The organism is Sphingobium sp. (assembly GCF_033795625.1).
Lineage (GTDB): Bacteria > Pseudomonadota > Alphaproteobacteria > Sphingomonadales > Sphingomonadaceae > Sphingobium.
On record NZ_JARYGI010000001.1, the window covers coordinates 1 to 25,501 of the forward strand.

Sequence of the window (25,501 nt, forward strand, 5' to 3'; positions counted from 1 at the left end):
CGCATCCTCACCTCCCGTCAGCCGCAATGAATCAAATCACGCAGCCATTGGCTAGGGGTTTTTGGAGGTCCCCAGGTGCCCTGGTGCCAACAGCACGCTTGCGGCTGCGTCGCCGTCTCACCGCCAGGCCCTCCTCCTTGTAGAGCCGCTGGGTCTTCTTGCGGTTGATCGTAACGCCGTCTCGGCGGAGCAGGATGTGCAGTCGCCGATAGCCGAACCGCCGGCGCTGCTGCGCCAGCTCGCGCAAACGCGACCGCAGGTCGCCATCATCTGCCCGGCACGAGCGATACCGCATGCTCGTGCGATCCGCCCCGACGACAGCACACGCCCGCCGCTCGCTCATCCCCAGCGCCGTCTGGAGATGCGCGACTGCTTCCCGCTTCGCGGCAGGCGTCACCATTTTTTTGAAAGCAAGTCCTTCAGACCTGCGTTGTCGAGCATCGTGTCCGCCAGCAGCCGCTTGAGCCGGGCGTTCTCCTCCTCGAGCGCCCGCAGCCGCTTCGCATCGGATACCTCCAGGCCGCCGAACTTGGCCTTCCACGCGTAATAGGTCGCGCTCGACATGCCGTGCCGCCGGCACAGATCGGTCACCACCGCGCCCGCCTCCGCTTCCTTCAGGATGCCGATGATCTGCTCTTCCGAAAACTGCTTCCGCTTCATCTGTCCGTCCCTTCTTCGGGCCGGACTCTAGCTCCAACTGAAGGAAAAAACGGGGGTCACGTCAACACCGATCTTGCGTATGAGACCTACCCGTTCAGAGCGCGCGCCAGAGTATATTGAGCATGCGTAGCATGACACTTTCAATCGCAGAAAATCCGCTTAAGTTTCTGCCGTAATGAGCGACGGTGCAGCGCCGGTCTGTGAGCCGTCAGTTTCTCCCCCACGTAGACGCTAGGTCGTGGCCGCCCATCACTGATTGCACTTACGTCACGTAGGTCCAGCTGCCCTAAAGCCTCATCAGAAAAAGCTGGAGTGAAGTAAATGCATTCTTCAAAATAATAATGTGTTACTTGCGACCAACGGGTGAGACGACAGTCATTTTGATGGCTACCGCCGTGTAGCAGGTTTGCGCACCAGATGAGTGCCTGGCCTTTGCGCGCCAGGAATGTTTCCTCCGTTGTGCCATAGGCATCGCACAATGCGCGCCAAGCCGCTCCATAAGGATCTTGAGCCGACTGCAATTTGCCACCAAAACCCCGCCGGCCGATCAGTGCATTTGTCACGATCGGCCACCGATGCGATCCCGAATGATAGAAAAGTGGGCCAGCATCAGGGCTGACATCTTCCATGGCGACCCAGACCCCGCACATAAACCGTTCGGGCAGACTGGAAAAATGGACCGAGTCTGAATGTGCTTCCTGTTGCGTGCCGACAGGGAAGTTCAACGTCTGAAATGGAAACGCTGCCCGGCCGTACAGTTTACCCAAAAGGTCCAAGACCACCTGATTGGCGGCGATGGCGCGGACATCGGCATCCGCCTTCCATGCATCCTGGATACGGCGTGCGCCAATTGTCTTATCGCTTTGTAGATCATCGAAAGCGATGCCGTAGCGCGGCCCCAAATTCTGCTTGATGCGCTCGATCCGCGCATCGAGGCCCGCATCAGGAAAATCGAAGACGGCATAGCCTTTTTCGTGGAGATCATTAGCGATCCGCTCTTCTTCCGTCGTTAGCCCCCAGTCTGCCTTGAGCGCGGGAAAGAGTGGGGATTCGATCAGGGGCAGGCCGGGAAAGATATTGGTCAAGCGCGTCGGTCCCTTGTGCGGCGAATAGATGGTTCAGAAAGCGTCATCCTCAACCCCGATAGAAATTTTGGTCGAGGATCAGGCGCAGGACACGTTTCCATTTGCTCGGCCCCTGCCATGTCTGTTTCAATATTCTAGTAAAATCTTGCCGGATTGTCCCGCGATCATCTAAGTGGCGATAAAGCTTCCAAAAAGCATCCACACCTATCGCCTGCGGCATGAGCCAGGCACCGTGATAGCCGAAACTACTGGACACGTCTCCTGCTCGCTCAGCCGAGAATAGATCAGCGATCACACGTGGAGCAAAGCGCATCCCCTTGCTTTCCAGCCATTCGCGGTTGATTCGTCCAATTGCTATATCTTCGGGGTGACAAGAACGAAAAGCAGAGTCGCGGCACAGCGCCATCAAGCGGCGGCTGCGCAGAGAAAATCCGCCATTTCCGACATCATGCCCGTCGGAAAATTGGGGCCAACTGGCACCGATGTAGTCATAGTCGAGGAAATCGTGCCGCCATCGCGCTGCGTCCAGCACATGGCCGTCCCACTGGGCAACAAGACAGTGGGTCGTGTCGATATGGTCGACCATGTGCGCCAGCAGAAAGTCGGAATATGCATGCGAGGAAGCGATGCGGGCGATCGGTACCACGGTGATTCCCGGATGATCGGATTGGACTGGCGCATCGGTAAACAGCTTGCAGACCGCAAAATCGATCTGTGCCAGACTGGCTTCCAACGCGCGGATCGTGGTCGCGACATTGACCGAACTGGCCGCGCACAACGTCACTTGCGGGAGCGACAACCGTGATGGGGAAGTGCCCTGCCCCATGACGTCAGAGCGCCACCGCGAACTGCTCGCTTGCACGACTGAGTTGGGGATGATGATAGGGATCAACGATTTCGTCGGTCTTCCAAATGCGTTTAAGCGCGGCCAGTTCCCCAGCGAATCGTGCGGCGCCGACCGGATCCTCATCCAGCCCGCGCGACACCGATTCGTGGTGGATCAGAATGGCCCGCGGCTCGTAAAGCGACTGCCACCCGCGCTGATTGAGGCGCAGGCAAAGATCTACGTCGTTGAAAGCGACAGCAAAATTGCGCTCGTCGAGGCCACCAACGGCAAGGAACTTGTCCCGCTCCACTACCAAACAGGCGGCCGTCACAGCCATGGTGAACTGCGGCAGGCTGTGACGATGAAAATAGCCTTCCTCTTCGGGTCGCAGGAAACGATGGGCATGGCCGGCCGCATTGCCGACCCCAAGAACGACGCCGGCGTGTTGTATGCGCCCATCAGGGTAAAGCAACTGTGCGCCTACGGCACCGACCTCAAGTCGAAGCGCCTGGGTCGCCAGCGTTGCCAGCCAATAAGGCTCGGTCGTCTCGACATCATTGTTGAGCAGGCAGAGCAGTCTACCCTGCGCCTCGCTCACAGCCCGATTGTTGATCGCCGAATAGTTGAAGGCTCCGCTATGATGCAGCACCCGATGCCGCGCGGGGTCGAGCGCCCCAAGATAGGCCAGCGTATCAGGATCGTCGCTATCATTGTCTACCACTATGATATCCACGTCAGGATAGGCGGCTGCCGCCACTCCATTGAGGCAGGTGCGCAGCAGGCCCACCTGGTTGCGGGTCGGCACGATGACCGTAACGGGCGGTAATTCGGAGTGCAGAACCAGCGGTCGTGCCGGCAGGCGCTGGGGAGGTCTCCGTCGTCGATGATGCAGCATCTCCCGCAGATGCCGCGGTTCTCCTCGCGCGACGAGCCTTTCGACCAGCGCCTTACTCCAGTCCGGCAGGGCAGCCACCGCTTCCAGGTCGGATCGAGTCGCACGCACCGCGCAGGCACCGGAGATATAGTCCCAGTGCGCGAACAGCTCGGCATTCCAGTCCGGCTTGAAATACGGCGCGCCGCGACGGCGCCCCCTTAGCAGGTCATCGTCGGCATAAATGATACACGCGGCAGGATCATCCATCGCTGCGCGATAGGCGGCGGCAGTGCCGGGCGCTATCCTGTCGCCGCACGCAAGCAAAAGCAGCCATGGCGAATGTTCCCACTCGATCTTTTCGATCGCGGCGGCCAGTGTGGGTGTTTCTATGCTACCGACCATGAGCACCGGGAGACCTTCGGCCGCGACGGTGTCCAACGTTGTCGTAAGATCCTGAGAACCATGATTACCTGTCTTGTCAATCAAGGCAATTATCGGGCTGACGTCATCAGGTGGACTGGGTACGCTTCGTCGCCGCTCCTGCCTTAAAACCCAAAGAAGATAAGCCTTACGCGACTGGCTCAGTAGCGGCGCAAACTGGCCCCGAGCGCGCACTCGCTTCCGCATGAACCACCATTTGGTCGCAGTAACGTAAGCACCTGGGTTGACTCGAAAGGCGTCAACATGGACCAACACGGTCCACCATGCGTTTGTAATCCGTTTGAAATATTTGCCTTTAGACTTTGATCGCATCGAGTTTAGCGAATAACGGTTCAGAACAGGATCACAAAGCAAATCCACTTTTTTTGATAAACGATATCTTTAGGGTACCAAGGGCTTTATTGAACGCTATCGTAATGGTGGGCAGTGGGCCTGCGATCTGTTTCTGCGGGGTTGCGACACCACCCTGGGAAGCTGCCATGTGGAATCGACCGCCGAAGCGCTTCATCGCCACCTCAGTAAAAGCATAAAAAGGGTGAAGCATGGCTGTTAATGGTGGCCGACCGCTAAATGGCCTGTCGCGCCGTTTGGGGGTTTGTAAGCCGCGTGCTATCCTCGCCCATTAGAGGCGCTACGCCCATCGCGGATTAGGCCGGTTTACTGCCGAACCTCGATCGTGCACCGCTTCGGCCGTTTGGCTTTATCGGCGGCGTTCTTGCACTTGGTGATAACATCCAGATTGTCACTGCGCATTTCGACGGCGGCGATGATAGCCTGCCAGGCGCGGGGATCTCCCGCCTGCATCAGGCGCGCGCCCGCATCCCACAGCGTCGGCTCGCCGACAATATGAGTGGCCATGCTTTCAGGCATATGCCAGCTTGTCGGCATCGCTCGCAGGATGACTCCCGGGAGGATTGACCACAAGAGGCACCCGGCGACTACGCCGCCACTTGCTACCCAAATGAGATGTCTACGCTGCTCGCCAGCGCTAGTGATCATCCGGACGAGCGAATGGATGATCCGCGCCGCCTCTTGATGTGCCTCCCTCGCCTCTTTCAATGTAGCCTTGTCGGTGGCGCGTGATGTCTGCGCCGCTGCATCCATCCGTGCCGCCAGTCCCTCCGGCGTCAACTGCATGGCAGGCTTCTCGGCAATACTGGCCAGCCCCTGCGCGACCGCAGCCAGACGTGTGCTCATCTGCGCCAGCGTGGCGCTATAATCGGGAATGTCGACGCTGGCGCGCTCGGCGGCCAGATGTTCGACCGCCCGTGCCATTATTGCAACGCGACCATCCAACCGCGCGAAAGCCTGCGCAGCCGTTTCCTGTTCGGCCTCGTTCATCGAGGATTGTTGGCCATTCATATGTCTGCTCCTTGTCTAGCGGCTCATGCCGCGAGAGATGTCGCGGCCAGGATCGTGGGGAATGGATGCGGCGAGATCGCGCGACAGGCTGCGCCCGATGCTCTCACCGCGTTCCAGGCCAAGGTCGCGGCTGCGTAGGCCCAGCATCGATTCCAGCTGGGCATCGCGCTCCAGGCTCTTGGCCATGTCTGCCATCTGCTGCGTGGCTGTCTTGGCGCCACGTAGATTGCCGTCGCGCACCAGCTCATCATGGTGGCGCTGCAACTGCTGCCAGCCCTCCACGAACCGATCGGCGCGTTGAAAGGGATCGACGCGGGTTTCTGCTTCGAGGTGCATCGCGCGAACCGCAGCCTGGCTTCGCCCGTCAGCTGCCTCGCGCACAAGCTCAGGGCTGCGCTGGAACGCTGCGCCAAGATCGGCAGCGCCATGGGGGCGGATAGCGTCCAGCGCTTCCTTCGCCCGATCAAGCGCTACCTTCTGATGTGGCATGACGGCCAGATCAGAGCCGCGCATGCGCTCGATCTCATCGAACGCCTTGGCGTAGCGCTCTACCGCGCCGCGCTGACCGCCGGCGTGGGCAGAGTGCGCCTGAAGGTATGGCTGCCGCGTTGGTGCGTCTGGACGGAACCCCTCAAACCGGTCGATGCCCTGCTGCGGCGTGGCTGGGGGCTGGAAATTGTCGAAGATCCTACGCGCCTTCTCGGGCAGCGTGCGAATGATTTCGGCAACACGCTCGCCAAAGCTGATGCCGCGCCGTTCGGCGAAGGTGCGCACGGGGTCGAGCTTCTGGTAATCCGTCGCCATGTCCTTGGCGCGTTCGCGCGAGAGGGTGCGGACAAGCCTGCCCTGATCCTTGAAATCGTCGCGGCCATAATGGAGCGCCAGACCGTCGCGATGGCGGGACAGCGCGACGTAGGCGCCATGACGATCCATTCCCGGCGTCGCCAGGACATGGGCATGGGTAACGGTCATGCCCTGCGCCTTGTGGATCGTGGCGGCATAGCCATGATCGAGGTCGCGATAATCCTTGGTGTCGAACGCCACCGACCGCCCGTCGTCGGTGCGCACCGCCATGTGGTTGTCCCTGACCTGCTCGGCCGTGCCCAGCGTGCCATTCTTGACGTCTAGGCTGCGCTCGTTGCGCAGGAACATGATTCGGTCGCCGACCGCGAACTGCCGATCACCCCGCTCGACCTTCACCAATACGTCATCACCTAATGCACCGGCATCGCGCATCCGCCCGCGTGCCGCTTCATTTAGGTCGCGCACCTCGGCATTGGTGTGGGTGAGGATGATGCGGCTTGCATCCGGGTCGGCCTGCCGCTCGCGATCCCAGCGCGCGACCAGATCACGCCGCGCCTCGGCGCGGGTCTCGGCTTCATGCACCATGGCCTTGTCGGCATAAGCGGCTACCGCCGTGCCGGTTCTGCCAGTAGCGAGATGGCGGGTCGCATTGCGCTGCCAGTCCTGCTGCTGGCGACGGACCTGGGTGATCTCGACGCCGCCATGCTGCTCGTGGAGAGATCGGAACGCCGCGCCCGCTTCTATCGACTGCAGCTGCTGCGGGTCGCCGACCAGCACAACCTTGGCCCCGGCCTCGGCCGCATGCGACAGAACACGCTCCATCTGGCGCGTGCCGACCAGGCCGGCTTCGTCGATCACCAGCACATCGCGGGACGTGAGAAGATCGCGACCCTGCGCCCAGCCATGCTCATGTGCCGCGATGGTGCGCGAGGCTATCCCCGAGCCATTCTCCAGGCCTTCAGCGGCGATGCCCGCCAGCGCCGCGCCGCGTACAGTATAGCCTCCAGCTTCCCACGCCTCGCGTGCCACGCCCAGCATCGCGCTCTTGCCGGCCCCGGCATAGCCGATGACAATGCTCATCCCGGCCTTGTCCGTGACATGACCGAATGCACTGCGTTGCTCGCCGGAAAGCAGCAAACCGCTGCGTTCGGCGCGGGCCAGTGCCATGTCCCGATGATTTTCGCCGACGCGGTGCCGGTCGCGCTCCGCCATCATGTCTGCAGCGCGATGCAGCTGCTGTTCGGCCTCGAGCATCTCTTTACTGGTGAAGCGCTCCTCGCCGCGCCCGTCCTTACCCAGCGCGATCATGTCGGGCGATGCGCGTATCGCGCTCATAGCAGCGTCGAACTGGTCCTTGCCCTCACTATGGCTATGCACGAACATCGCCAAGTCGCGGCGCGTGAAGGTGGCCTGGTGGTGGGTGATCGCATTGAGCGCGACACGCGGGTTCTCGATGATGCGCGCACCATTGCGCTGGGCGACGGCGCGATGATCCTCGATCCGCTCGGACTCAAGGCCACGCTCCCCCATGCGCGCGGCCGCTGGGCCGATCTTGTCCTGCGGCTCGAGCGCAATGCCTTGATCCTGTAGGCTGCGATGATCGATGCGCGCGTCGATATCCAGTTCGGCCAAGCGAGCATTGACATGTTCGGCCCAGCGCTCGCGCCATTGCTCGACAAGGTCGGCGCGGTTCCAGTCGCGTACTTTCGCGCTGAAACCATCTTCGCCGACTTCCCTCATCGTCAGCATGACGTGGGCATGGGGCTTTGCCATGCCGTCACTGCCAATATCCCAATGGACATTCAAATCCGCGATCATGCCGCGCGCAACAAATTCCTGGGCCACAAAATCACGGGCAAGAGCGATGCCTTGGGCCTGGGTCATTTCGCGTGGGATTGCGAACTCGACTTCGCGCGCTAGCTGGGCGTCCTTGCGCTTCTCGGATGCTTCGACCTCGTTCCACAGCCGCGCGCGGTCGGACAGATGCTCTGGCGCGCCTTGCGGAAGCATTATCTGGCTATGCACGACGCCTGGCTTGTTGGTGAAGTCATGGCTGCGATCAAGCCGCTCGTCGTGCAGCTGCTCAGCGGATCGGTAGGCGGCCGCGGCCACGGCGCTGCGCCCGCTGGCGCGACTGATGACCTTCACGGAGAAATGGAAGATTGCCATGATGGCAATCCATCTACGCCATCAAAGCAACGTCGGCACGACGTATAAGCGCGCCCTCACCTCAAAAAATCCGGCGAGGGACTAGGCGATGTCAGGCTGTCCCGACGACTCTGCTGCGCTACCGCTGCCGTTCTTTTATCATGGACACATCACGATTCAATGGAGGCTGATGATGCGCAAACCACGGGATTATGATTCGGAATTGAAGGCCCTTGCCGACAAGGCAAGGCAAATTAAGGAACGCCGCCTGCGGCAGCTGGGTGAACTGGTCGCTGCTACCGGTGCTGATGCACTTGATGCCGATCTCTTGGCGGGAGCCTTGCTACAGGCCGCGACCATGAAGGATGCCGCAATGAAGGAGGGCTGGCGCAAGGCAGGTGCAGCCTTCTTTCAGGGCAAGGGAGTTCAGTCTGCGCCAGCACCTCAACGCCAGTCGGGTGGCACTTTACCGCTCGACGGCGGCGCGGCATCGGCTTGAGGCAAGAAAGGCGCGGACCGACATGCGCGAGTGGCAGGTCAAGCGGCGGCAAAGAACGCGGCAGCTGATCGAATTGGGCGGGCTGGTCGTGAAGGCGGGACTCGTCGATCTTACCGAGGATGATCGCGCCGCGCTTTATGGTGCGCTTCTTACCTTGGCGGAGCGGTTGCGGAGCGACGACAAAAGCAGCGCACTTGCCCTTTGGCAACGCAAGGGCAAGCGCGCGTTCGACGCGGAGCGGGAGGCTAAAGCATCCCCGCCGTCTTCTTGAGTTCCGCGATCCGCTCGGAGCAAACTTCGTGCACCACGCGGCCCAGTTCCTCAACGCGCGATCCGAGCCATTCCAGTTCTTCAGCCGTGATGCTGTAGTGCTTCGAGTAGCGCGCCTTCACATAGGCGTCGCGCAGTCGAGTGAAGAGGGCGCGCGCTTTTCGGTCATCGCGCGGCCAGACGCCCACAAGCCTTATGTCGAGTTTATCCGCGAGGGATCGCAGAAAGGCGATATTGTGCCGATGTGGCGTATAGGTCGTCAGCGTCAAAAGTAGGGAGTGGTACGCCCTCTCTGTTGCCTGATGAAGCTGGAACGCGGCATTATTCAATCTTCCTTGTTCAAGGTTGAACCGGAAATTATCGAAGAACTCCCCAGCGCTCGGGAACCACGTGTCTAAATATTCCTGCGCTATCGCGAGCGCATCAGTCGGTTCCTTAGGCTTGGGCTGATGCAGTTCGGTGTCGCTGGACTGGTAGAGCGCAATCCCGTCGCGGGCGATGTCCATGAAGAAGAAACGCCCCTGCGCCAGCGCGTCGTTCACCTCCTTCAAAGAGTGAACGATGAAGTTGGCGGGCGTGCGCAAAACCTTGGTGACCTGCGTCTCGCGGATCAGCCGTTCCTCGGCATTGTGCCAGAGATCGAGCTCGGTGAGATCCTGCTGGTTGACGATGACAAGCAGGTCATAATCCGAGACATAGCCCTTCGCCGTATGCGGCTCATCCACCCAGTCGTTCCGCGCATGCGAGCCGAACAGAATGACCTTGAGGATACGCCCGGCCTTGCGCTTTCCTTCCGCCATCACCGTCGCATCGCCAAACTCCTCGAACAGGAACTGGACGATGCGGGCAAGCTCGCGCTGCTTGGCCTGCGGCAAATGAGAAAGGTCGGTCTTCATGTCGTGACCAATTCTATGAAGGGCGGAGCAATCCTGTTCAAGATAAAGTGGGGGGCAAAGCGCCCCCTAATCTTGTCGACCATGGATTGCGCCATGGAGACTGCGCAGAGCAGCAACGAACAGCGCCGTGGATTGCCCGACGGTGAGACCAAGTCGATCGGCGATTTTGCTGAGCGGTTGGCCCTCAATCCGATGGAGCACATAGACCTCGCGCTGCATCACCGGCAAAGTGTCCAGCGCTTTCCGGAACTGCTGTGGGTCGAGGGACTGCACAGGCGGTCCGGCGAGCACCCATGCACTGATCCACAGGCCCTTGGCGTCGCTCCGCATCGTCGCATCGTTGTCGATGCGAACCCTGTGTTCGTCCTGCCAACGCTCGCGAGTCTCCTCGAGTATGTCGGGCAGCGCGGCCTTCCATGGCAAAGTGTCCAGAAGCCGATCGATATCCTCTACAAGCTTGCGCCCGCTGCGCCTTGGCGCATTGAGCAGGGCCAGCGGCGGTATCTCCGCGATGAAGTCTCGCGCGGCCTGCAGCAGCGCCGATGCCGATGCCTGGTGCGTCATGCCACATCCTCCTCTTGCGGCAGGAAGGCCAACAGATAGTCGGCGGCTTTGCTCGCCTGACTGGCGGCGCGGAAGATCGCCTTGCTGTCCTCCCGTAGAACGGTAAGCCAAGCGCCGAGATAGTCGGCATGGCGGACGGTCGGGACGATGCCCAGTTCCGCGCAGAGGAAGGCACTCGCCATTTCAGCGACCAGTTCCTCCCGTGCATAGGCGGGACTGCCAAAGCCGCTATCAGGCAAGCGATCCAGTCGCGACCTGTGCCCGGTCCAGTGTCCCAGCTCATGCAGGACGGTGCGATACCAGTTGATCGGCTCGTAATAGTGTTCGGGTTGCGGCACACAGATATGGTCGTCCTGCGGTGCATAATAGGCCTCTCCCCCACAGACCCGGATATCCGCTTGTATGCTATCCATCAGCAGTTGCGCGCGCGGGATGATCAGCGCCTTGTTCCATGTCGAAACCGGGGCCGTCGGCTCCACAGCCAGCCCGTCACACTGATCGATGTTGAAGACAGTGAAGCGCTTGAGGAACGCAATCTGCCTCGGTTCGCCATCGGGCCCTGTCGAGGCGTCGTCCCGGTCCTTTGGCGTGAACCTGTCGGCGTAGCATACCGTTGTACCCTGCTCGCCCTTGCGGACATTGCCGCCCAGTGCCTGCGCCTGGGCATAGGTGAGCCAGCGCTGCGAGCTATAGCCTTGCTCAAACAGACGGCTCCACAGGATCAGCACATTGATCCCGGAATAGCGCCTGCCAGTCCCTGCATTGCGGGGAAGCCCAAGTGCTGCGCTGCCATCATCCCATGGTCGCACCCAGGGCACGATACCTTCTTCCAGTTGCGCAACAATCCGGTCGGTCACTTCGCTGTAGAGGTTTGTGCCGCTACGCGTCGCTTTGTCCTGAAAACTCATGTCCTTCAATCCTTGCCAAAACACCGGCCCCGGAAAGCGGGGAGGGCGGCAAGAGCGACCGGAAGGCCCGTCGGCAGAGGCGGGCTGCACCCCCCGGGGTCCCCAGTGCGCTTGCGCAATGGGGTGGCTTGTAAGGGCTGTAACGAAGAGGAAGACCCGGCGCAGCCGGGTTGCGGCCCGCCGCGACGGGCCTAGAGGGTAGCGACGCCCACACCGCTAGTCGGAGCCATGCCAACCTCATCGCGCCGGGCGCGATGGCAGCCAGCAACGGCGCAGCCGATCCCTCGCGTCATGCGATCGTCACGCCGGAGGCGACGAGACGGCGCGCAGCACCGGCTCGGTGATGCGGAAGCGGAATAGAGCGCGGCCGCGCAAAGCGCGAGACGCCACGACCTCCCTCACGGGCTTTGTGCATGATGATACATGTCAGCGCGGCATGTCTTGGGAATGCATGAGAAAAGCATGTCGGCCCTACAGTGCCTGCCCCTTGCAAATCTGGAAAAGCCGGGACACCATGCACGCCGATGGCAATGGCGGACCATCTCAGAAGGAACCGCCATGTCTTGCGAATCGGAACATGTGACGACGGACTGCCAACGGCTCAAGCCTAGGTCGCGTCACCGATCCACTCCAGCAATCACGCACAATAGGTATAGGGCACACGCCAGGCATCGCCTGGGGTTTCCTGCGATACGCCACCATCGCCGACAGAACGAAAATGCCGCCGATCACCTGTATTTACCGCCTTAGTTACGCTGTCGCCCGATGTGCATCGTAAAGCTCTTGCGGACTGGCGGACGGTGCCCATGCTCCTTTTCGAGAGGCGTTATCAACTGATGGATTGTGGATTGTCTCAATGTTCAACACTGCAAACAACGAACGCATCATACGCTTGAAAACCGTTCTCGCTCGTACCGGGCTGTCGCGCTCGACGCTGTATCGCAAGATCGCGGACGGCACATTTCCCCGCCAGATCCCGATAAGCATCCATGGCGCTGGCTGGCATGAGTCTGCCGTTAATCGGTGGATCGCGGACCCGGCAGCCTATCGCGAAGAACAGGCCAGGAGCTCGGCCCAATGACCGCGCCACCAGCATCGCCTGATCCGATATGCGTTCGCGTCAACGACGCTGCCCGAATGATTGGAATTGGTCGCACTAAACTCTATGAGTTGATAGCAGCTGGTGAGGTCGAGACGATCAAGTTCGGTAATGCTACACGTATCACTACCGCTAGCCTACACGATCTTGTCAGACGGCGTTGCGGAACGGAATAGACGGCAAGAACGCCGCAACATTGGCGTCCTCACTATTCTGCCTTGGGTTTTGATCCACGTAATCGCGCAGGGCGCTCTAAGATAACGGCGTTCCCAGGAAAACTCCTCGCCTTTACGCCGCCTCTACGTGACTAGATAGTTGGCGGCATGACTTTCAGCTAATCTGTCCCGCTGGTGACGACACATGGCCGATATGCGGCGTCTGATGAGCAAAGCTAAACACGGACCGCAGGTGTTTGTCTTTAGCCATAGAAGGAGGGTCGTTTGATGCTATATTCCATGCTCACCTGCAAGGATGCCTAATGCGTACTATGATCGCTCTCGACGACGAACTTGTCACAAAGGCGCAGGCTTTCACCGGTCTTACCGAAATATCATCGCTAGTTCGCGAGGCGCTTAAGGCGCCAATCGAGCGTGAACGTGCGTCATGTCTTGCACGTTGATCCTGCCCTCGCCCTTTTCGATACGCGTCAGGTGCTTACTGACTCGTTCGTGATGGGTGAAATGGTGACCTGGCATCAAGGTAGTCTACGTCAACGGGAAATCGTCCTGGATGCACTGCGCGTTTTGTCCAGTGGGCTGATCGAAAGCGACAAGCTCACGCCTTTATTCACCACCAGCAACTTTTTGGAATAGATATCGGCCATCTCGATATCCATCTGCTGGCGGGACATTGCTGTCTATCGACGCACGGCTTTGAACGAGATAAAAGATTGCAAAATGCAGCCTTGCGCCTGGGTGTGCATGCTCCCCAGGATGGTTGAATAGTTAAGGGGGTGCCCCATCGCCGAGTTCTCCGTTCTCGATGCCAAGACTAACCTCTCCCGGTTGATCGCTGACGCGCTCGCGGGCGGCGAAGTGGTTATTACGCGCAGGAGCGTGCCAGTGGTGCGCCTGGTGCCAGTTGCTCCCCGTGGCAAGCGGTGCTTTGGCGTGCTCAAGGGCAAGATCGCCATGGATGCTTGCTTTAATGAGCCGCTGTCCGAAGGTGAACTGGGCGGTTGGAACCTGATTTGAACGGGTCGTCCGACGCGCACGTGTTGATACGGTCGTTGGCGGGCGGCCAGACGTCGATGAGTGGCCAAACCGACAGGGTGAGCTCGGAGGCGGCGATAGCGGTAGCCATTTAGCAGGCGCTATTCGCAGTCGGACTTGCGTCAACATGCAATGCGCGACATCCGCGTCTTGACCGGTACATCGGCAGCCAGGTTCGACAGATAATCTGCGCTCGCTGCTGTGTGCTATCAGCCAGGGGTGGTCTCAGCAATCATACCTTCTCGGCGCAATGGGCACGTGGGTCGAGATCAACGCCCGATGGTATAACGCATCTCTCCTGAGACAAAGGACCGGTTACCGGCCTCGCAATCAGGTTATGGACGAACTCTGTCTACAGCTTTTATTCTGCGACGCCTCCCATGGTTTTCACCGCACTGGCCGTATCGGTTCGCTTATCAGCTGCCTTGTAAACCGCGTTTCGATCGCGGCGTCCCACTGCCACAACCACCACAATCACTTCGGTATCGCGGACTTCATAGACGAGCCGGTAACCGATACTGCGAAGTTTTATCTTGTAGCGATCTTTCGCGCCTGACAGCTTGGCGGAAGGGACATGTGGCGCTTCCAGACGCTCAGCCAGTTTTTTCTTGAATTGGTCCCGCGTCTGAGCGTCGAGTTTGTTCCACTCTTTTAATGCTGATTCTAGAAAACCAACATTATAGGTCATCGAGCGCAATCCTGATGACTTCCTCCGCCTTGCGGGCATCAGCAACTAGATTCAGTTCCATGTCCTCGATGCGATCCAGCAAAGCCTCGAATGCCTTGGCGGGTACGCAGTAGAAGGCCGGTTCGTTGCGATTGAGGATTGCAACTGGGAAGCCTTCGCCGGCAGCCACGGTTCCCATCGGATTGCGCTTCAGCTCAGAAACGCTGGCCGTGGTTTCTGCAAGAAGAATGTTCGCCATGCTCAATGTCCAGTACCTTTGTGGACACCATCTATAGTACTCTAAGCAGGTTTTTTCAACATGCATTGTCCTTCATCAGGCAGTCGGTCGTGGTAAATTGGCCGTGCTGGTGAGTGGCGCGACAGCGCCTTGGACCTATACGTGCGCCTCTGTCGCCACCGCCTAGCTTTAAGGCTGATCCAAATCCGCACCCGCACCACCACGGCCGGAGTGGTGTTCTCGCGGCAGCGATCGTATAATCTGGATTGTGCGTGTAAAGGGTGATCGGCCATGGCGGCGATTTCAAGAGTGCTTTTAATTTTGGGGCAGGCGTATTCGCGTTAGGGACGTTGGCCGCTGAAACTCAGGAAGCGGGTGCGTGCACGCTGCGGTGGATCGGCAGTATCGGCGACAAAAGGCCGATGTTGATCATCAAGGCGCTTTCAGCAGGAGTCCGTGAACCGGATTCCAAAAGCACCGCTTTATCAAGCCTTAAGATCATACGCCTGTGGGTCAGGCACGTCGGCAATAAACTTTGCTTCGATCAATCGGCGCGGTTCAAATGCTAGTCGCTTTCTTGTTTGCCACAAAAACTGGCCCAAGCCTTCATGATTTCCCGCCGTTTTTCAAGCGCAGTACCACGGCGATACGCCCGCTCGGTCTTGGATGCCACGGTGTGCGCTAACGCCACCTCCACATCCTCCCTTGAAAAGGTCGTCGTCTCCCCGGCCCAATCTCGAAATGTCGACCGGAAGCCGTGTACGGTAGTGGCATCATATCCCATTCGTCGCAGCAACATGCTCATTGCCATATTAGAGAGTGGCTGGCCTTTATTCCCGACAAAGACAGTGTTCGTGGCCCTGGCGTTTGGGGGCTGAATACTCTTGAGTATTCTCAAGGTAGCCAGGCTGAGCGGCACTTCATGGGATCTCCCTGCCTTCATTCTTTCTGCTGGCACCGTCCAGATCGCCGCTTCCCAGTCAAGTTCTCCCCAGGTCATGCCGAGCGTCTCGCCCGATCGAGCCGCAGTGAGGATCGTCACTTCCAATGCACGTGCAGCTGATGCCGGACGTGCTGACAGCTTTTCCATAAAGTCGCTGATTTCCACAAATGGAAGGGCAGCATGGTGCACCGGACCACCTTTCGGCTTTCTGGGTAACAACAGCTCCAGATGTCCTTTCCAACGCGCAGGGTTGTCACCACTTCGAAGCCCCTTGGCTTTCGCGGCGTCCAGGACGCGCTCGATCCGGCCGCGGACCCTCGACGCAGTTTCGGGCAAAGCAAGCCAGATCGGCTGTAGGACTTTCAATACAGCTGCTGCGTCGATCTGATCTATTGGCACGGCCCGCAACTCGGCGGCATGGGTGTGCAATGTAGCGCGCCATTGCTTGCGATGCTTTTCGTTTCGGAAACCATCTTCAATGTCATTGAGCAGCGCATCCGCAAACTCTCCGAACGTCTGTATCGGGCGCTCAGCAGCTTTTGCGCGCTTCTTTTCGACCACAGGATCAACGCCAGCCCGAAAGGCGTAACGTAACTCCCGCGCCTTTTCGCGAGCTTGAGCCAAGGAAACATCTCGGACGGACCCGAGGCCGATTTCTCGTCGACACCTGTTGAGCATCCCGATGTAGAGCCAGGATTTGGTGCCCGTGTCTCTAACGCGCATGTAGAGGCCGTCGCCATCGGAATGCACGCCCGGCCGTGATTCAGCCTGAATCGATTTCACAGACAGCCGTCTATAAAGCCTCATATCGACCTCCCGCTGAACTGGCTGGAGCATATTTGGTCATAAATCTGGTCATAAAACAAGACGCGGATTGGAGCGAACAGCGGCGTACCGGTGCAACCCGACTGATACCCAAAACCCAGTAAAACCGGGGATTTCCGTGGTCGCAGCCGTCCGTAGATGTTCATGAAAAAGGCAAAATGGCGGTGGGAGAGAGTCTGCGGACGAACTCTCTCATCGAAGCCCTGCGCTTACCATCGAAAATTGGCGAAATCCCGCACGGGATAAACATGCATTTCGTCTGTATTACACGTCGCAGCTAAAGCCATTCGGCCAAAGGATTCTGAGGCATGTCAGGAATAGGAAACCCTTCAGGTCGTCTCCCATGATCGGCCCGGAAACGCGCCAATCCGCTGGCCCAGTTGTAGGAAACTTGTAGAAGGCGTGCAGCTGTCGGGCGCAGACATTCCGGTGTTAAAATGTCGATCTGCTCGAAATCCATTCGCTGGATGAATTTCAAAATATCCCCATGACAAACGTCATGACGGAGTTGAACGATAGCCACATTATCTTTCGTCTCGATCTGCGAAAGCAAATCCTCGCCATCTGAAAATTTGAGAAGCGCGACAGGCAAACCGGCATCGCGTGCTTTTCTCAGCATAGTATTGCTGAGCAACCGGTATGGAGACAATGCCAGTTTACCGCCGTAATCGGGTTCCAGCTGCGCCATCGTGACTCGCAGGCTTGCCTCGATTCCGTTCAGGAGGGATGAAACTCCAGGAATATAGAGCTCCGCCTCGAGAGCTTGCTGCCCCTGGGTGAAAAACCAGTGAAATGCAGGGTTCATCAGGGCAGACACAAAAAAGACTCTGCGCTCAGCTTCAGCTTGCCTTTCGGCAAGCCACACGACGGGGTCTGCATCCTCTAGATAATCATCGGCGGGGCGCATCATGCCACCTCCCGAAGCAAAACCTCAGCCTGGGCAAGCACCGTCTGCACGGCCTCATCGGCAAGATCGGGCGGGTAGCCGAACCGTTTCAATATCCGCTTCACCAGAACCCGCATCCGGGCACGGGCGCTTTCCCGGTGGTGCCAATCGACGGTCACATTCTGCCGGAGCTGCTCAAGAAGCTCGTGAGCTATCAGCCGCAGCTGTTCGCTGCCCATGGCCTCCACGGCACTCTCGTTTTCTGCGAGCGCATCATAGAACGCGATTTCTTCTGGCGAGAGCCCTTGGTCTTCGCCGCGCTGTCGCGCCGCCTTCATGTCCTTGGCAAGCGCGATCAGCTCGTTGATCATCTCAACAGCCGACAAAGCGCCCGCGTGGTAGCGGGCCACCGCATCTTCCAGCCGCCTGGAGAATGCGCGGCTCTCAACAACGTTTGTCCGCATCCGGCTGGTGATCTCACCTGCTAGAAGTTTTTTCAGGGCCTCCAGAGCGAGATTCTTTTTCTCCATCCCCTGGATTTCCAACAGGAACTCTTCGGACAGGATGGAGATATCAGGCGAGTCGATGCCCGCCACCTTGAGGATGTCGACGATCTCGGCCGAGGCGACCGCGCGGTCGATCAGCTGCTGCACGGCCAGCGTCTTGTCAGCCTGGCTGAGCTTGCCCGTGGCGGTCTTCTTGGCGATGGCAGCACGGACTGCCTGGAAGAACCCGACCTCGTCGCGGATCTCGCGGGCCTCGTCGCTGGCGGATGCCAGCGCATAGGCCTTGGTCAGTTCTAAGACGAGATCGAGGTAGCGCCGGTGTGCTTTCTTCTTATCTTCAGGGGACTGGGCTTTGCCGGCTTCGACCTCGGCCCATTTCAAGACCCAGTCGATAGCGCCAGCAAGGCATGTCAGCCGCTCCATCGGCGCCCCGTGGATTCCGGGCTTGTAGTCGAAACCGTGGAATATCCCGCTGACGATCTCGTACCGCTCCAGCAGGACAGCAACGGCCTCGGCTTCATCAATGCCGGTCTTTTCCTGATCGGAGTCGGTATAGTCGCTGAGCGCCTTCTTCAGGTTCTGCGCGATGCCGATGTAATCGACGATCAGGCCTCCGGGTTTGTCTCGGAACACCCGGTTCACTCGGGCGATTGCCTGCATCAGGCCATGGCCGCGCATCGGCTTGTCGATGTACATAGTGTTCATGCACGGCGCATCGAAGCCTGTCAGCCACATGTCGCGCACCAGCACCAGCCGCAGAGGGTCTTTGGGATCACGGGCCCGTTTAGCGAGCCCGTCGCGGCGGCGTTTGTTGCCGATGTGCTGTTGCCAGTCGAGCGGGTCTGACGCTGCCCCGGTCATGACAATCTTGATCACGCCGGCGCCGTCTTCGTCAGAATGCCAGTCCGGACGAAGCGCCACGATCTCGTTGTAAAGGTCGACACAGATCCGCCGGCTCATGCAGACAGCCATCGCCTTGTATTCGGTGCCATCGGTGCGCGCCTCGAGGTGCGTCACCATATCCGCGGCGATCTGCTTAAGGCGCTTTTTCGAACCGACCAGAGACTCCACGGTCGACCATTTGGCCTTCGCCTTTTCCGCTTCGGTCAGTGTGTCATCCTCGACCAAGGCCTCGATCTCGGCGTCGATCAGCGGCTTCTCGTCTTCGTCCAGCTCGATGCGGGCGAGCCGGCTTTCGTAGTAGATCGGCACGGTCGCACCATCTTCCACGGCGCGGCTGATGTCGTAGATGTCGATGTACTGACCGAAGATCGCCGGCGTGTTCACGTCCGCGGCCTCGATCGGAGTTCCCGTAAAGCCGATGAACGATGCGTTCGGCATGGCCTGGCGGATATAATGGGCATAGCCATAGCGCCGCGCGCCGGTTTTCGCGTCCAGCTTGGCATCGAAACCATACTGGCTGCGGTGGGCTTCATCCGCCATGACGATTACGTTCCGGCGATCCGTCAGCATCGGGAAGCTCTCCTCGCCGCGCTCCGGCGAGAACTTCTGCACGGTGGTGAAGATGACGCCGCCGGAACTGCGGGCAAGCAGACGTTGCAGGTCTTCGCGGCTCTCGGCCTGCTCAGGATTCTGTCTGAGCAGATCCTTGCAGAGGCTGAAGGTGGAGGCGAGCTGGTCGTCCAGATCGTTGCGATCGGTCAGCACAACAATGGTGGGGTTTTCAAGCGCCGGTGACTTGACCGCCAGGCCAGCAAAGAACGCCATCAGGAAACTCTTGCCCGAGCCTTGCGTGTGCCAGATTACGCCGATCTTGCGGTCGCCGTCAGGGCCGCTAGCTTCGACGGCCTCTCGGATGGCTTTGCGGGCGCCATGAAACTGGTGATAGCCGGCAACGATCTTGAAAGGCCCGGCACCCGCATCGCCGAACACGATGAAATCGCGGATCAGGGTGAGAATGTTTTCTCGGGTGAAAACCCCGCGCAGCAGGGTTTCCAGTTCAGGCTGGCCGCGATGAGCAAAGTCCTCACCTGTCACCGTGCGCCACGGCATGAAGCGTTCCTGATCAGCCGTCAGTGTACCGATCCGTGCTTCAATGCCGTCAGACGTCACCATCACGGCATTGGTACGAAACAGGCTTGGGATCTGGGCGAGATAGGTCTGCAGTTGATGAAAGGCGTCAACAATGGTGGCGTTCTCTGCCGCCGCGTTTTTCAGTTCGAGCACCGCCAGCGGCAAGCCGTTGACGAACAGGATCACATCCGGCCGACGATTCTGGGTGCCCTCGACAACGGTGAACTGGTTGACCGCAAGCCAGTCGTTGGCTTCCACCTTCTCGAGATCGAGCAGCCAGACCTTGTCGCCGACAATGCGACCATCCGCAATGCGGTATTCCACCGGGACGCCATCGGTAAGCAGGCGGTGAATCCTGCGGTTCTCCTCGACCAGCGAACCGGTTTCGCTCGTCAGCAGCCGGCGGATGGCCTCCGATCGCGCCGCTTCGGGCAGCGTGGGGTTGAGATCAGCCACAGCCTTTTCCAGGCGGGGCAGCAGGATGACGTCGGAAAAGGCTTGCCGCTCGGCCGCCACACCGTCAGGCGCGATGACTGTGCCGTGGAGGTAATTCCAGCCCAGATCCTGCAGGATCTCGATACTGGCCTGTTCGACCACATCTTCCGAGAAGCCGGTCATGCGGCAATCTCCAGCGCGGCATCGCCCACGCTCACTTCTCCTGAAATCAGACGGGGCAGCAGGTAGTCGCGGGTTTCAGCGAGGGTGCGATTTTCGAGCAGCGCGGCCTGTAGCTTCTGGAAGATGGGCGTCATCAGCTTGTCGAACGCTGCTTCAACGGCTTTTGAGGGCACTACCACTCGGAGGCGCTTCAGGTCTTCCTTCGTTACATGTCCGAGCCCAGTGGTCTGCTTGTCCCGTGCGATCTCTGCGAATTGCGGATTGAGGTATTTCAGCATAGCGAAGAGGAAACCGATGGTTCGGCTGCCGTTGGGACGAACTGCAAAAATGTGCTGGTTTAGCCAAGCGGGGCCGCCGGTCCAGATGAAGGTATCAATCGAGGTGTCCGGATTGCCTGACCATGAGAAGAGCAATTCCCCGTCGTCGATTCGGTAACGGCTTCCAAGATCGGTGTTGGTAAAGCCCGTCGTTGACGTCACACCAGCCTTGAGCTCGGCAATCTTAATGACCGGCAGTCCCTCCCCGGGAGGCACGAAGTGCATTTTCTTGTATGCGGCGCCGTTTACCCAGTTAGCTTGTTCGATCACCGGCTCTTCGTCCCAGGCCATGGGAAGATCGCTCGCGTCAAAGCCCTTAGGGAATAGCGCCGCTAGTTCGGCCGCAGCAGCGGGGGCGGTGGTCAGGCCGCCCAGAATTACGACGGGGTCTGTCACGCCAGCCAATCTGCGGCGGACGGGGCCAAAATCGACGAACCAGTCGCGGAAGATCGCCTGCGCCATCGCCTCCAACGTCTCGTTCATCCGCCGGTTAATGTCTATCTTGTCATTGAGAGAGCCGAGAAGTTCACAGATGGCATCCTGCGTCTTGATGTCAGGGATCAAGACACGACAATCACGCGCATCCCCTTGAGAAATGAACGGTTGACCCGAGCCACGCCTGGGGAAAAAACCCTCTCTATTGCTAAGCCAGTACAAATACTCGGTTCGCACCTGAGGATCGTTAGAGAAAAATCGAATTGTATTCTTGATGCATGACCACCGCCCCCTCGCCAGCCAGACCTTCCCGCATTCGCTTCCAATCGCGCTTAGAACGATGCCTGTGCGATCGTAGTCGTAGTGAGGCAAGAACCCATCGGGGCCGCTAGCGCTGAAAGCGGTGAAGCCATTTGGAGTGTATGATGCCTTTGTAGTGTTCGTGTCGCCCCAGCGAACATCCGCAACGTCACCCAGCCTGGCTTCGCGAAATTCAGGCATTTGCACCGCCCAGCGCCGCCTCAATCCGCGCCTCCAAGGCCCGCCCCGCCTCGAACTGCTTCGCCAGCTTCGCCCTAAGCGCACCGAAGCGCTCATCGAACGAAACCCCATCGTCCTCTACATCAGCTGCGCCCACATAGCGCCCAGGCGTCAGAACGTGTCCGTGGCCGTGCACCTCCTCCAGCGTCGCCGAACGACAGAAGCCCGGCTCGTCGGCATAGGGTTCCAGACCTGCCGTTGCGACCACTTCAGGCTTGCCACGCCAGCGATGGTAAGTGTCCGCTATCAAAGCAATGTCCTGATCCGAGAACTCCCGCCGAGTACGATCCACCATATGGCCGAGCTTTCGGGCATCGATGAACAGGATTTCACCTCGCCGATCCCGGTGGCCGTTCGCGCTCTTGTCACGAGCCAGGAACCACAGGCATGCCGGGATCTGGGTGGAGTAGAACAGCTGGCCCGGCAGGGCGACCATACAATCGACATGGTCCGCTTCGATGAGGGCCTTGCGGATCTCGCCTTCGCCAGACTGCTGCGATGACATCGAGCCATTGGCTAGCACCACGCCCGCCGTGCCGCGCGGGGCCAGATGGTGGATGATATGCTGCAACCACGCAAAATTGGCATTGCCTTGCGGCGGGGTTCCGTGGGTCCAGCGCGCATCACCTTCCAGCTGTGGCTGCCACCAGTCGGAAATGTTGAACGGTGGGTTGGCCATGATGAAGTCGAACTTCGTCTGGGCGAACTCGTCGCGCAGGAAGCTCCCTTCATTGTTCCAGCGGATGTCGGCGTCGATCCCGCGCACCGCCAGGTTCATCCGGCACAAGCGCCAGGTGGTGTGGTTGCGCTCCTGTCCATAAATGGCGATATCGGACCGGCGACCCTGATGGCTCTCGATGAACCGTTCCGACTGCACAAACATGCCACCTGATCCGCAGCAGGGATCGTAAACGCGACCCTGGGTCGGCTCGAGCATCTCGACAATGGTCTGCACTACCGAACGGGGTGTGTAGAATTCGCCGCCGCGACGACCTTCGGCGCCTGCGAACTGCGAGATGAAATACTCATAGGCCCGGCCCAGCCGGTCGCGTGCCTGCCCATGATCGCCGCGCATATCGACGTTGGAGAACAGGTCGATCAGCTCGCCCAGCATGGTCTTGTCGAGCTGGGGACGCGAATAGTTCTTGGGCAGAACGTCCTTCAGAACCTTGATGTTGGCCTGCTCGATCGCCTCCATGGCGTTGTCAATCAGGCCGCCGATGTCGCCCTTCTTTTCGCGACCGGTGGTGACATCAACGAAAATGATTTCCGGCCGCTTGGCATTGGCCTGCAGGTGCGCCCAGCGTGCTTCGGGGGGCACCCAGAATACGTTGGCAGCAAGATACTCTTCCGGATCTTCCGGATCGGCATAATCCTCAGCCTCCAGCCGTGCATGCTGGGCCTCGAAGGCTTCGGAGATGTATTTGAGGAAGATCAGCCCAAGCGCGACATGCTTGTATTCCGAAGGCTCAAGATTGCCGCGCAGCTTGTCAGCAGCCTTGAACAGGTCCGCCTCGAAGCCAAGGTCGCCACCGGCGTTGCCGCTTGCCTTGGCAGCTTTTGCCTTTGCCTGCTTGGGCGCGGATGCAGGGCGTTCCTGAGGCGGCTCGGTTCCACCGGATGCCAGCAAGACGGAGCCACCACGGCCACGACCAGTCAGGATGACGCCTGCCTCTATGAGCGCGTTCTTTACGGCAGCATAGGCATCCTCGTCCCATTGCAGGGTCTCGCGCAGACGCACATTGCCCGCAGAGCCGCCAAGCTCGGCCAGCACTTCCAGAAACCTGTCCTTGTCCGCCTGATCAACCATTCTGCCCCGCTTCGATCGCTTTCAAGCGCTCATATTCTTCAACCGCCAGAACCACGACAACTGCTCGCCCATGCTTCTCGACAGTAACAGGCTCCGCCCGCGCTATGTCGATAAGCTTACCGAAGTGATACTTCGCTTCTTTGGCTGATATTGTTTGCATGGTTTGACGCCCGCTATCGATCTGCTAGTTTTGGCCAAAGTGGCCACAAATGCAAAGCGATTTTCCATGCGCCCCCGCTCCATCAACATTTTCCTGCTCGATGGTGATCCAGACGGCATCCGGGTGGCCCAGATCTCGATGTCGACGATCCAGGCGATCGCGTTCCGAAAGCTTCAGATGAAGCAGGTGCGGGCCACATTTCCAGAGCTTGGGCGCCCGGGCGTGTACCTGTTGCTGGGCTTCGATGAGGCGCAGCCAGATCGACTCATGGCCTATATCGGCGAATCCGAGGGCGTGGCTAATCGGCTCCAGTACCATGCCGGCAACGACAAAGGCATGAACAGCAAGCCCTTCTGGACTGAGACAATTGTCTTAGTGAGCAAGGACGAGAACCTCACCAAATCCCATGCCCGCTATGTTGAAGCCAGGCTGATCGCTGACGCGGGGCAGAACCCGCGTTGGACGCTGCTCAACGCCCAGAAGGCAAGCGAGGTCGGGAAGCTGCCGCTGCCGGATCGGGCCGCCATGGAAGAGTTCATCGACCAGACCAAGACGCTGGTTGGCGCTCTCGGCTGCAATCTGTTCAAGGTCGTCTCGGGCGACCTTACCAATAGTAACAAGTTGGAAATTCCGGCTTCTGCATCCGCACCCAATGTAGTTTTCGCATATCGCGGCCAAGGCTTCGCCGCTCAGATGTCGATCACGGCCAGCGGTGAGTTCGTCGTGAAGAAGGGATCCGTTGCCAGGATCAAAACGACGAACACGATCCCCAAGGGGACTGTCGCCTTGCGCTCCGATCTGCTGGCCAAGGGCATTCTGGTGGAACAGAATGACGGCCTTCTGTTCACCTCGGACTACATCTTTTCATCGGTTTCGGCCGCTGCAGCCACGGTGACCGGGGCCGCAGCAAATGGCCGAATCCTCTGGCGATTGCCGGATGGCAGAACCTATGCGGAATGGGAGGAGGCTGAAAACAGCACCCCTCCGCTCGATCCAGAACCAGAGTTCTAACCAATCCGCGCTTTCGCAGTCTTCCGGAACACCACGCTGCCGATACCGGTTAGCGCGAGTACGACCGTAAGGACGTCGGCCTGGGTCAGCCCCTCGGGCAGGATGCCGAGCGCACCGGCGACACCCCACAGGCTGCCGATGACGCCGGTCCAGATGGCCTTGGACGCCCACCAGGGTTTCAGTTCGTCCATGTCGTTTCTCCATAAAAAAGCCCGCTGGCAAAGCGGGCGGTCGGGTTGGTGATGGTGGTGGCCGCTCAGGCCTCGTTGGTGGACAGCACGCCGTTGGCCGCCAGCTGGACCGGCTTCGCGCTCGCAGGCGCCTTGCGATAGGCCGGCCGACGAATGGCAATGCATCGATCCCGTGCGATCCGGGTGATGGTCACGCCGTCGGACTGGTTGCCGCCCAGCACGTGAAAGGCGCCGTAATCCTCGCCAACATAGAGCCCAACATGACCGGATCCCTGCGCGCGGCGGAACACCAGAATGTCGCCCAATTGAGTCCGGTCGGCTGGTATCCCGAACTTCGCCCAGTTGCGCGCCCAGAGCGGGCCTTCCACCACCGGCCTGCCCGCCCGCTTCGCGACGACCGCCATGAACAGGCCGCACCATGGAATGCTGTCGGCGGTGAAAGTCTTCGTGAGGCCCGTCTCCTTGGCCCAGCCCATGATGGCTGCGTTGTTGTCAGGTCCGGCAACTTCGAAGGTGCCGTAGAGCCTGCGAGCCTCTTCCAGCATCCTGGGTAGCGGGCGCAGGTCATCGATCCAGCCATAGGCTGATGGCAGCGGTTTCATGGGGTTCTCCCGGGGAGTTAGCGGCCGGACAGGCCTTGGCGGTGGCGTAGAGCACGGCGATGCGGTCGCAT

The 25,501-nt window shown here is 59.6% G+C and carries 27 protein-coding genes and 1 pseudogene; 9 read left to right on the top strand and 19 right to left on the bottom strand.

Annotation, left to right across the window (positions count from 1 at the left end; all coding sequences use genetic code 11):
• Positions 1 to 73: 73 nt before the first annotated feature.
• The 6 genes and pseudogenes from QHC67_RS00005 to traA all read right to left on the bottom strand — a co-directional run.
• A pseudogene (locus QHC67_RS00005) lies at positions 74 to 660 on the bottom strand (transposase); the annotation flags it as partial.
• Between the two features lie 140 nt (positions 661 to 800).
• Entirely contained in the window at positions 801 to 1,745 is a 945-nt protein-coding gene (locus tag QHC67_RS00010; RefSeq protein WP_319289581.1) for a phytanoyl-CoA dioxygenase family protein, read from the bottom strand.
• Positions 1,746 to 1,794: 49 nt separating this feature from the next.
• The gene (locus QHC67_RS00015) at positions 1,795 to 2,571 is read right to left on the bottom strand and encodes a DUF5672 family protein (protein WP_319289583.1); all 777 of its coding nucleotides are present in this window, start codon (positions 2,569 to 2,571) and stop codon (positions 1,795 to 1,797) included.
• Positions 2,572 to 2,575: 4 nt separating this feature from the next.
• Complete coding sequence (locus QHC67_RS00020) at positions 2,576 to 3,883, bottom strand: glycosyltransferase family 2 protein (protein ID WP_319289584.1); 1,308 nt, start codon at positions 3,881 to 3,883, stop codon at positions 2,576 to 2,578.
• A gap of 660 nt (positions 3,884 to 4,543) precedes the next feature.
• A complete protein-coding gene (locus tag QHC67_RS00025; protein WP_319289585.1) occupies positions 4,544 to 5,248 on the bottom strand; it encodes a DUF6118 family protein in 705 nt (234 codons plus the stop codon).
• A 15-nt stretch (positions 5,249 to 5,263) separates the two neighbouring features.
• On the bottom strand, positions 5,264 to 8,221 hold the full coding sequence (traA, locus tag QHC67_RS00030; protein ID WP_319289587.1) for a Ti-type conjugative transfer relaxase TraA: 2,958 nt from the start codon (positions 8,219 to 8,221) through the stop codon (positions 5,264 to 5,266).
• 172 nt (positions 8,222 to 8,393) lie between these two features.
• On the opposite strand from traA, the gene traD reads away from it, so the two are divergent.
• A complete protein-coding gene (gene traD, locus QHC67_RS00035; protein ID WP_319290032.1) occupies positions 8,394 to 8,699 on the top strand; it encodes a conjugal transfer protein TraD in 306 nt (101 codons plus the stop codon).
• A gap of 22 nt (positions 8,700 to 8,721) precedes the next feature.
• Positions 8,722 to 8,970, top strand: a complete 249-nt coding sequence (locus tag QHC67_RS00040) for a conjugal transfer protein TraD (protein ID WP_319289590.1) — start codon at positions 8,722 to 8,724, stop codon at positions 8,968 to 8,970.
• Here QHC67_RS00040 and QHC67_RS00045 read toward each other — a convergent pair.
• The 3 genes from QHC67_RS00045 to QHC67_RS00055 form a co-directional block, all read right to left on the bottom strand.
• A complete protein-coding gene (locus QHC67_RS00045; RefSeq protein WP_319289593.1) occupies positions 8,945 to 9,865 on the bottom strand; it encodes a HEPN domain-containing protein in 921 nt (306 codons plus the stop codon). The two genes, QHC67_RS00040 and QHC67_RS00045, sit on opposite strands and share 26 nt — an antisense overlap.
• 66 nt (positions 9,866 to 9,931) lie before the next feature.
• Positions 9,932 to 10,429, bottom strand: a complete 498-nt coding sequence (locus QHC67_RS00050) for an RNA polymerase sigma factor (RefSeq protein WP_319289596.1) — start codon at positions 10,427 to 10,429, stop codon at positions 9,932 to 9,934.
• Positions 10,426 to 11,337, bottom strand: coding sequence for an ArdC family protein (locus QHC67_RS00055; protein WP_319289600.1), 912 nt, complete (start codon positions 11,335 to 11,337; stop codon positions 10,426 to 10,428). The genes QHC67_RS00050 and QHC67_RS00055 overlap by 4 nt, the downstream gene beginning before the upstream one ends.
• 856 nt (positions 11,338 to 12,193) lie before the next feature.
• On the opposite strand from QHC67_RS00055, the gene QHC67_RS00060 reads away from it, so the two are divergent.
• The 5 genes from QHC67_RS00060 to QHC67_RS00080 all read left to right on the top strand — a co-directional run bounded on the left by QHC67_RS00060 (position 12,194) and on the right by QHC67_RS00080 (position 13,629).
• Positions 12,194 to 12,418 (top strand): helix-turn-helix transcriptional regulator, encoded by a 225-nt coding sequence (locus tag QHC67_RS00060; RefSeq protein ID WP_319289605.1) that lies wholly within the window; start codon positions 12,194 to 12,196, stop codon positions 12,416 to 12,418.
• Positions 12,415 to 12,612 (top strand): helix-turn-helix domain-containing protein, encoded by a 198-nt coding sequence (locus QHC67_RS00065; protein WP_319289607.1) that lies wholly within the window; start codon positions 12,415 to 12,417, stop codon positions 12,610 to 12,612. The genes QHC67_RS00060 and QHC67_RS00065 overlap by 4 nt, the downstream gene beginning before the upstream one ends.
• A 311-nt stretch (positions 12,613 to 12,923) precedes the next feature.
• The gene (locus QHC67_RS00070) at positions 12,924 to 13,055 is read left to right on the top strand and encodes a type II toxin-antitoxin system VapB family antitoxin (RefSeq protein ID WP_319290034.1); all 132 of its coding nucleotides are present in this window, start codon (positions 12,924 to 12,926) and stop codon (positions 13,053 to 13,055) included.
• Complete coding sequence (locus QHC67_RS00075; RefSeq protein WP_319289609.1) at positions 13,027 to 13,248, top strand: hypothetical protein; 222 nt, start codon at positions 13,027 to 13,029, stop codon at positions 13,246 to 13,248. Before QHC67_RS00070 ends, QHC67_RS00075 begins: the two co-directional genes overlap by 29 nt.
• A 147-nt stretch (positions 13,249 to 13,395) precedes the next feature.
• Positions 13,396 to 13,629 carry a type II toxin-antitoxin system prevent-host-death family antitoxin gene (locus QHC67_RS00080; protein WP_319290036.1) on the top strand — a complete coding sequence of 78 codons (234 nt, stop codon included), beginning with the start codon at positions 13,396 to 13,398 and terminating at the stop codon, positions 13,627 to 13,629.
• Between the two features lie 379 nt (positions 13,630 to 14,008).
• Here QHC67_RS00080 and QHC67_RS00085 read toward each other — a convergent pair whose 3' ends face one another.
• Both QHC67_RS00085 and QHC67_RS00090 read right to left on the bottom strand, forming a co-directional pair.
• Positions 14,009 to 14,335 (bottom strand): type II toxin-antitoxin system RelE/ParE family toxin, encoded by a 327-nt coding sequence (locus QHC67_RS00085; RefSeq protein ID WP_319289612.1) that lies wholly within the window; start codon positions 14,333 to 14,335, stop codon positions 14,009 to 14,011.
• Positions 14,325 to 14,573: a plasmid stabilization protein gene (locus tag QHC67_RS00090; RefSeq protein WP_319289616.1), complete on the bottom strand. Its 249-nt coding sequence runs from the start codon at positions 14,571 to 14,573 to the stop codon at positions 14,325 to 14,327. Before QHC67_RS00090 ends, QHC67_RS00085 begins: the two co-directional genes overlap by 11 nt.
• Positions 14,574 to 14,833: 260 nt before the next feature.
• On the opposite strand from QHC67_RS00090, the gene QHC67_RS00095 reads away from it, so the two are divergent.
• Positions 14,834 to 15,121, top strand: a complete 288-nt coding sequence (locus QHC67_RS00095) for a hypothetical protein (protein ID WP_319289618.1) — start codon at positions 14,834 to 14,836, stop codon at positions 15,119 to 15,121.
• Here the strand turns inward: QHC67_RS00095 and QHC67_RS00100 are convergent.
• The 6 genes from QHC67_RS00100 to QHC67_RS00125 form a co-directional block, all read right to left on the bottom strand.
• Positions 15,118 to 16,302, bottom strand: coding sequence for a tyrosine-type recombinase/integrase (locus QHC67_RS00100; RefSeq protein ID WP_319289620.1), 1,185 nt, complete (start codon positions 16,300 to 16,302; stop codon positions 15,118 to 15,120). The two genes, QHC67_RS00095 and QHC67_RS00100, sit on opposite strands and share 4 nt — an antisense overlap.
• A 295-nt stretch (positions 16,303 to 16,597) precedes the next feature.
• Complete coding sequence (locus tag QHC67_RS00105) at positions 16,598 to 17,230, bottom strand: hypothetical protein (protein WP_319289622.1); 633 nt, start codon at positions 17,228 to 17,230, stop codon at positions 16,598 to 16,600.
• On the bottom strand, positions 17,227 to 20,364 hold the full coding sequence (locus tag QHC67_RS00110) for a type I restriction endonuclease subunit R (protein ID WP_319289624.1): 3,138 nt from the start codon (positions 20,362 to 20,364) through the stop codon (positions 17,227 to 17,229). Before QHC67_RS00110 ends, QHC67_RS00105 begins: the two co-directional genes overlap by 4 nt.
• Complete coding sequence (locus QHC67_RS00115; protein WP_319289626.1) at positions 20,361 to 21,617, bottom strand: restriction endonuclease subunit S; 1,257 nt, start codon at positions 21,615 to 21,617, stop codon at positions 20,361 to 20,363. Before QHC67_RS00115 ends, QHC67_RS00110 begins: the two co-directional genes overlap by 4 nt.
• Complete coding sequence (locus QHC67_RS00120; RefSeq protein ID WP_319289628.1) at positions 21,610 to 23,466, bottom strand: class I SAM-dependent DNA methyltransferase; 1,857 nt, start codon at positions 23,464 to 23,466, stop codon at positions 21,610 to 21,612. The genes QHC67_RS00115 and QHC67_RS00120 overlap by 8 nt, the downstream gene beginning before the upstream one ends.
• Positions 23,459 to 23,626 carry a type II toxin-antitoxin system Phd/YefM family antitoxin gene (locus tag QHC67_RS00125; RefSeq protein ID WP_081659755.1) on the bottom strand — a complete coding sequence of 56 codons (168 nt, stop codon included), beginning with the start codon at positions 23,624 to 23,626 and terminating at the stop codon, positions 23,459 to 23,461. Before QHC67_RS00125 ends, QHC67_RS00120 begins: the two co-directional genes overlap by 8 nt.
• A gap of 3 nt (positions 23,627 to 23,629) precedes the next feature.
• Between QHC67_RS00125 and QHC67_RS00130 the strand changes: the two genes are divergently transcribed.
• The gene (locus QHC67_RS00130) at positions 23,630 to 24,637 is read left to right on the top strand and encodes a GIY-YIG nuclease family protein (RefSeq protein ID WP_319289632.1); all 1,008 of its coding nucleotides are present in this window, start codon (positions 23,630 to 23,632) and stop codon (positions 24,635 to 24,637) included.
• Here the strand turns inward: QHC67_RS00130 and QHC67_RS00135 are convergent.
• Positions 24,634 to 24,828 carry a hypothetical protein gene (locus QHC67_RS00135; protein ID WP_319289635.1) on the bottom strand — a complete coding sequence of 65 codons (195 nt, stop codon included), beginning with the start codon at positions 24,826 to 24,828 and terminating at the stop codon, positions 24,634 to 24,636. The two genes, QHC67_RS00130 and QHC67_RS00135, sit on opposite strands and share 4 nt — an antisense overlap.
• A gap of 65 nt (positions 24,829 to 24,893) precedes the next feature.
• Complete coding sequence (locus QHC67_RS00140; RefSeq protein ID WP_319289637.1) at positions 24,894 to 25,430, bottom strand: TIGR02594 family protein; 537 nt, start codon at positions 25,428 to 25,430, stop codon at positions 24,894 to 24,896.
• Positions 25,431 to 25,501: the final 71 nt, after the last annotated feature.

Excerpts from the sequence above, each read along its gene's own strand:
- QHC67_RS00135 (WP_319289635.1), bottom strand. The coding sequence starts at position 24,828 with ATGGACGAACTGAAACCCTGGTGGGCGTCCAAGGCCATCTGGACCGGC.
- QHC67_RS00100 (WP_319289620.1), bottom strand. The coding sequence starts at position 16,302 with ATGAGGCTTTATAGACGGCTGTCTGTGAAATCGATTCAGGCTGAATCA.
- QHC67_RS00115 (WP_319289626.1), bottom strand. The coding sequence starts at position 21,617 with ATGCCTGAATTTCGCGAAGCCAGGCTGGGTGACGTTGCGGATGTTCGC.
- QHC67_RS00090 (WP_319289616.1), bottom strand. The coding sequence starts at position 14,573 with ATGGCGAACATTCTTCTTGCAGAAACCACGGCCAGCGTTTCTGAGCTG.
- QHC67_RS00050 (WP_319289596.1), bottom strand. The coding sequence starts at position 10,429 with ATGACGCACCAGGCATCGGCATCGGCGCTGCTGCAGGCCGCGCGAGAC.
- QHC67_RS00140 (WP_319289637.1), bottom strand. The coding sequence starts at position 25,430 with ATGAAACCGCTGCCATCAGCCTATGGCTGGATCGATGACCTGCGCCCG.
- QHC67_RS00070 (WP_319290034.1), top strand. The coding sequence starts at position 12,924 with ATGATCGCTCTCGACGACGAACTTGTCACAAAGGCGCAGGCTTTCACC.
- QHC67_RS00120 (WP_319289628.1), bottom strand. The coding sequence starts at position 23,466 with ATGGTTGATCAGGCGGACAAGGACAGGTTTCTGGAAGTGCTGGCCGAG.
- QHC67_RS00015 (WP_319289583.1), bottom strand. The coding sequence starts at position 2,571 with ATGGGGCAGGGCACTTCCCCATCACGGTTGTCGCTCCCGCAAGTGACG.
- QHC67_RS00125 (WP_081659755.1), bottom strand. The coding sequence starts at position 23,626 with ATGCAAACAATATCAGCCAAAGAAGCGAAGTATCACTTCGGTAAGCTT.
- traD (WP_319290032.1), top strand. The coding sequence starts at position 8,394 with ATGCGCAAACCACGGGATTATGATTCGGAATTGAAGGCCCTTGCCGAC.
- QHC67_RS00105 (WP_319289622.1), bottom strand. The coding sequence starts at position 17,230 with ATGATGCGCCCCGCCGATGATTATCTAGAGGATGCAGACCCCGTCGTG.
- QHC67_RS00045 (WP_319289593.1), bottom strand. The coding sequence starts at position 9,865 with ATGAAGACCGACCTTTCTCATTTGCCGCAGGCCAAGCAGCGCGAGCTT.
- QHC67_RS00060 (WP_319289605.1), top strand. The coding sequence starts at position 12,194 with ATGTTCAACACTGCAAACAACGAACGCATCATACGCTTGAAAACCGTT.
- QHC67_RS00110 (WP_319289624.1), bottom strand. The coding sequence starts at position 20,364 with ATGACCGGCTTCTCGGAAGATGTGGTCGAACAGGCCAGTATCGAGATC.
- QHC67_RS00085 (WP_319289612.1), bottom strand. The coding sequence starts at position 14,335 with ATGACCTATAATGTTGGTTTTCTAGAATCAGCATTAAAAGAGTGGAAC.
- QHC67_RS00040 (WP_319289590.1), top strand. The coding sequence starts at position 8,722 with ATGCGCGAGTGGCAGGTCAAGCGGCGGCAAAGAACGCGGCAGCTGATC.
- traA (WP_319289587.1), bottom strand. The coding sequence starts at position 8,221 with ATGGCAATCTTCCATTTCTCCGTGAAGGTCATCAGTCGCGCCAGCGGG.
- QHC67_RS00065 (WP_319289607.1), top strand. The coding sequence starts at position 12,415 with ATGACCGCGCCACCAGCATCGCCTGATCCGATATGCGTTCGCGTCAAC.
- QHC67_RS00055 (WP_319289600.1), bottom strand. The coding sequence starts at position 11,337 with ATGAGTTTTCAGGACAAAGCGACGCGTAGCGGCACAAACCTCTACAGC.
- QHC67_RS00025 (WP_319289585.1), bottom strand. The coding sequence starts at position 5,248 with ATGAATGGCCAACAATCCTCGATGAACGAGGCCGAACAGGAAACGGCT.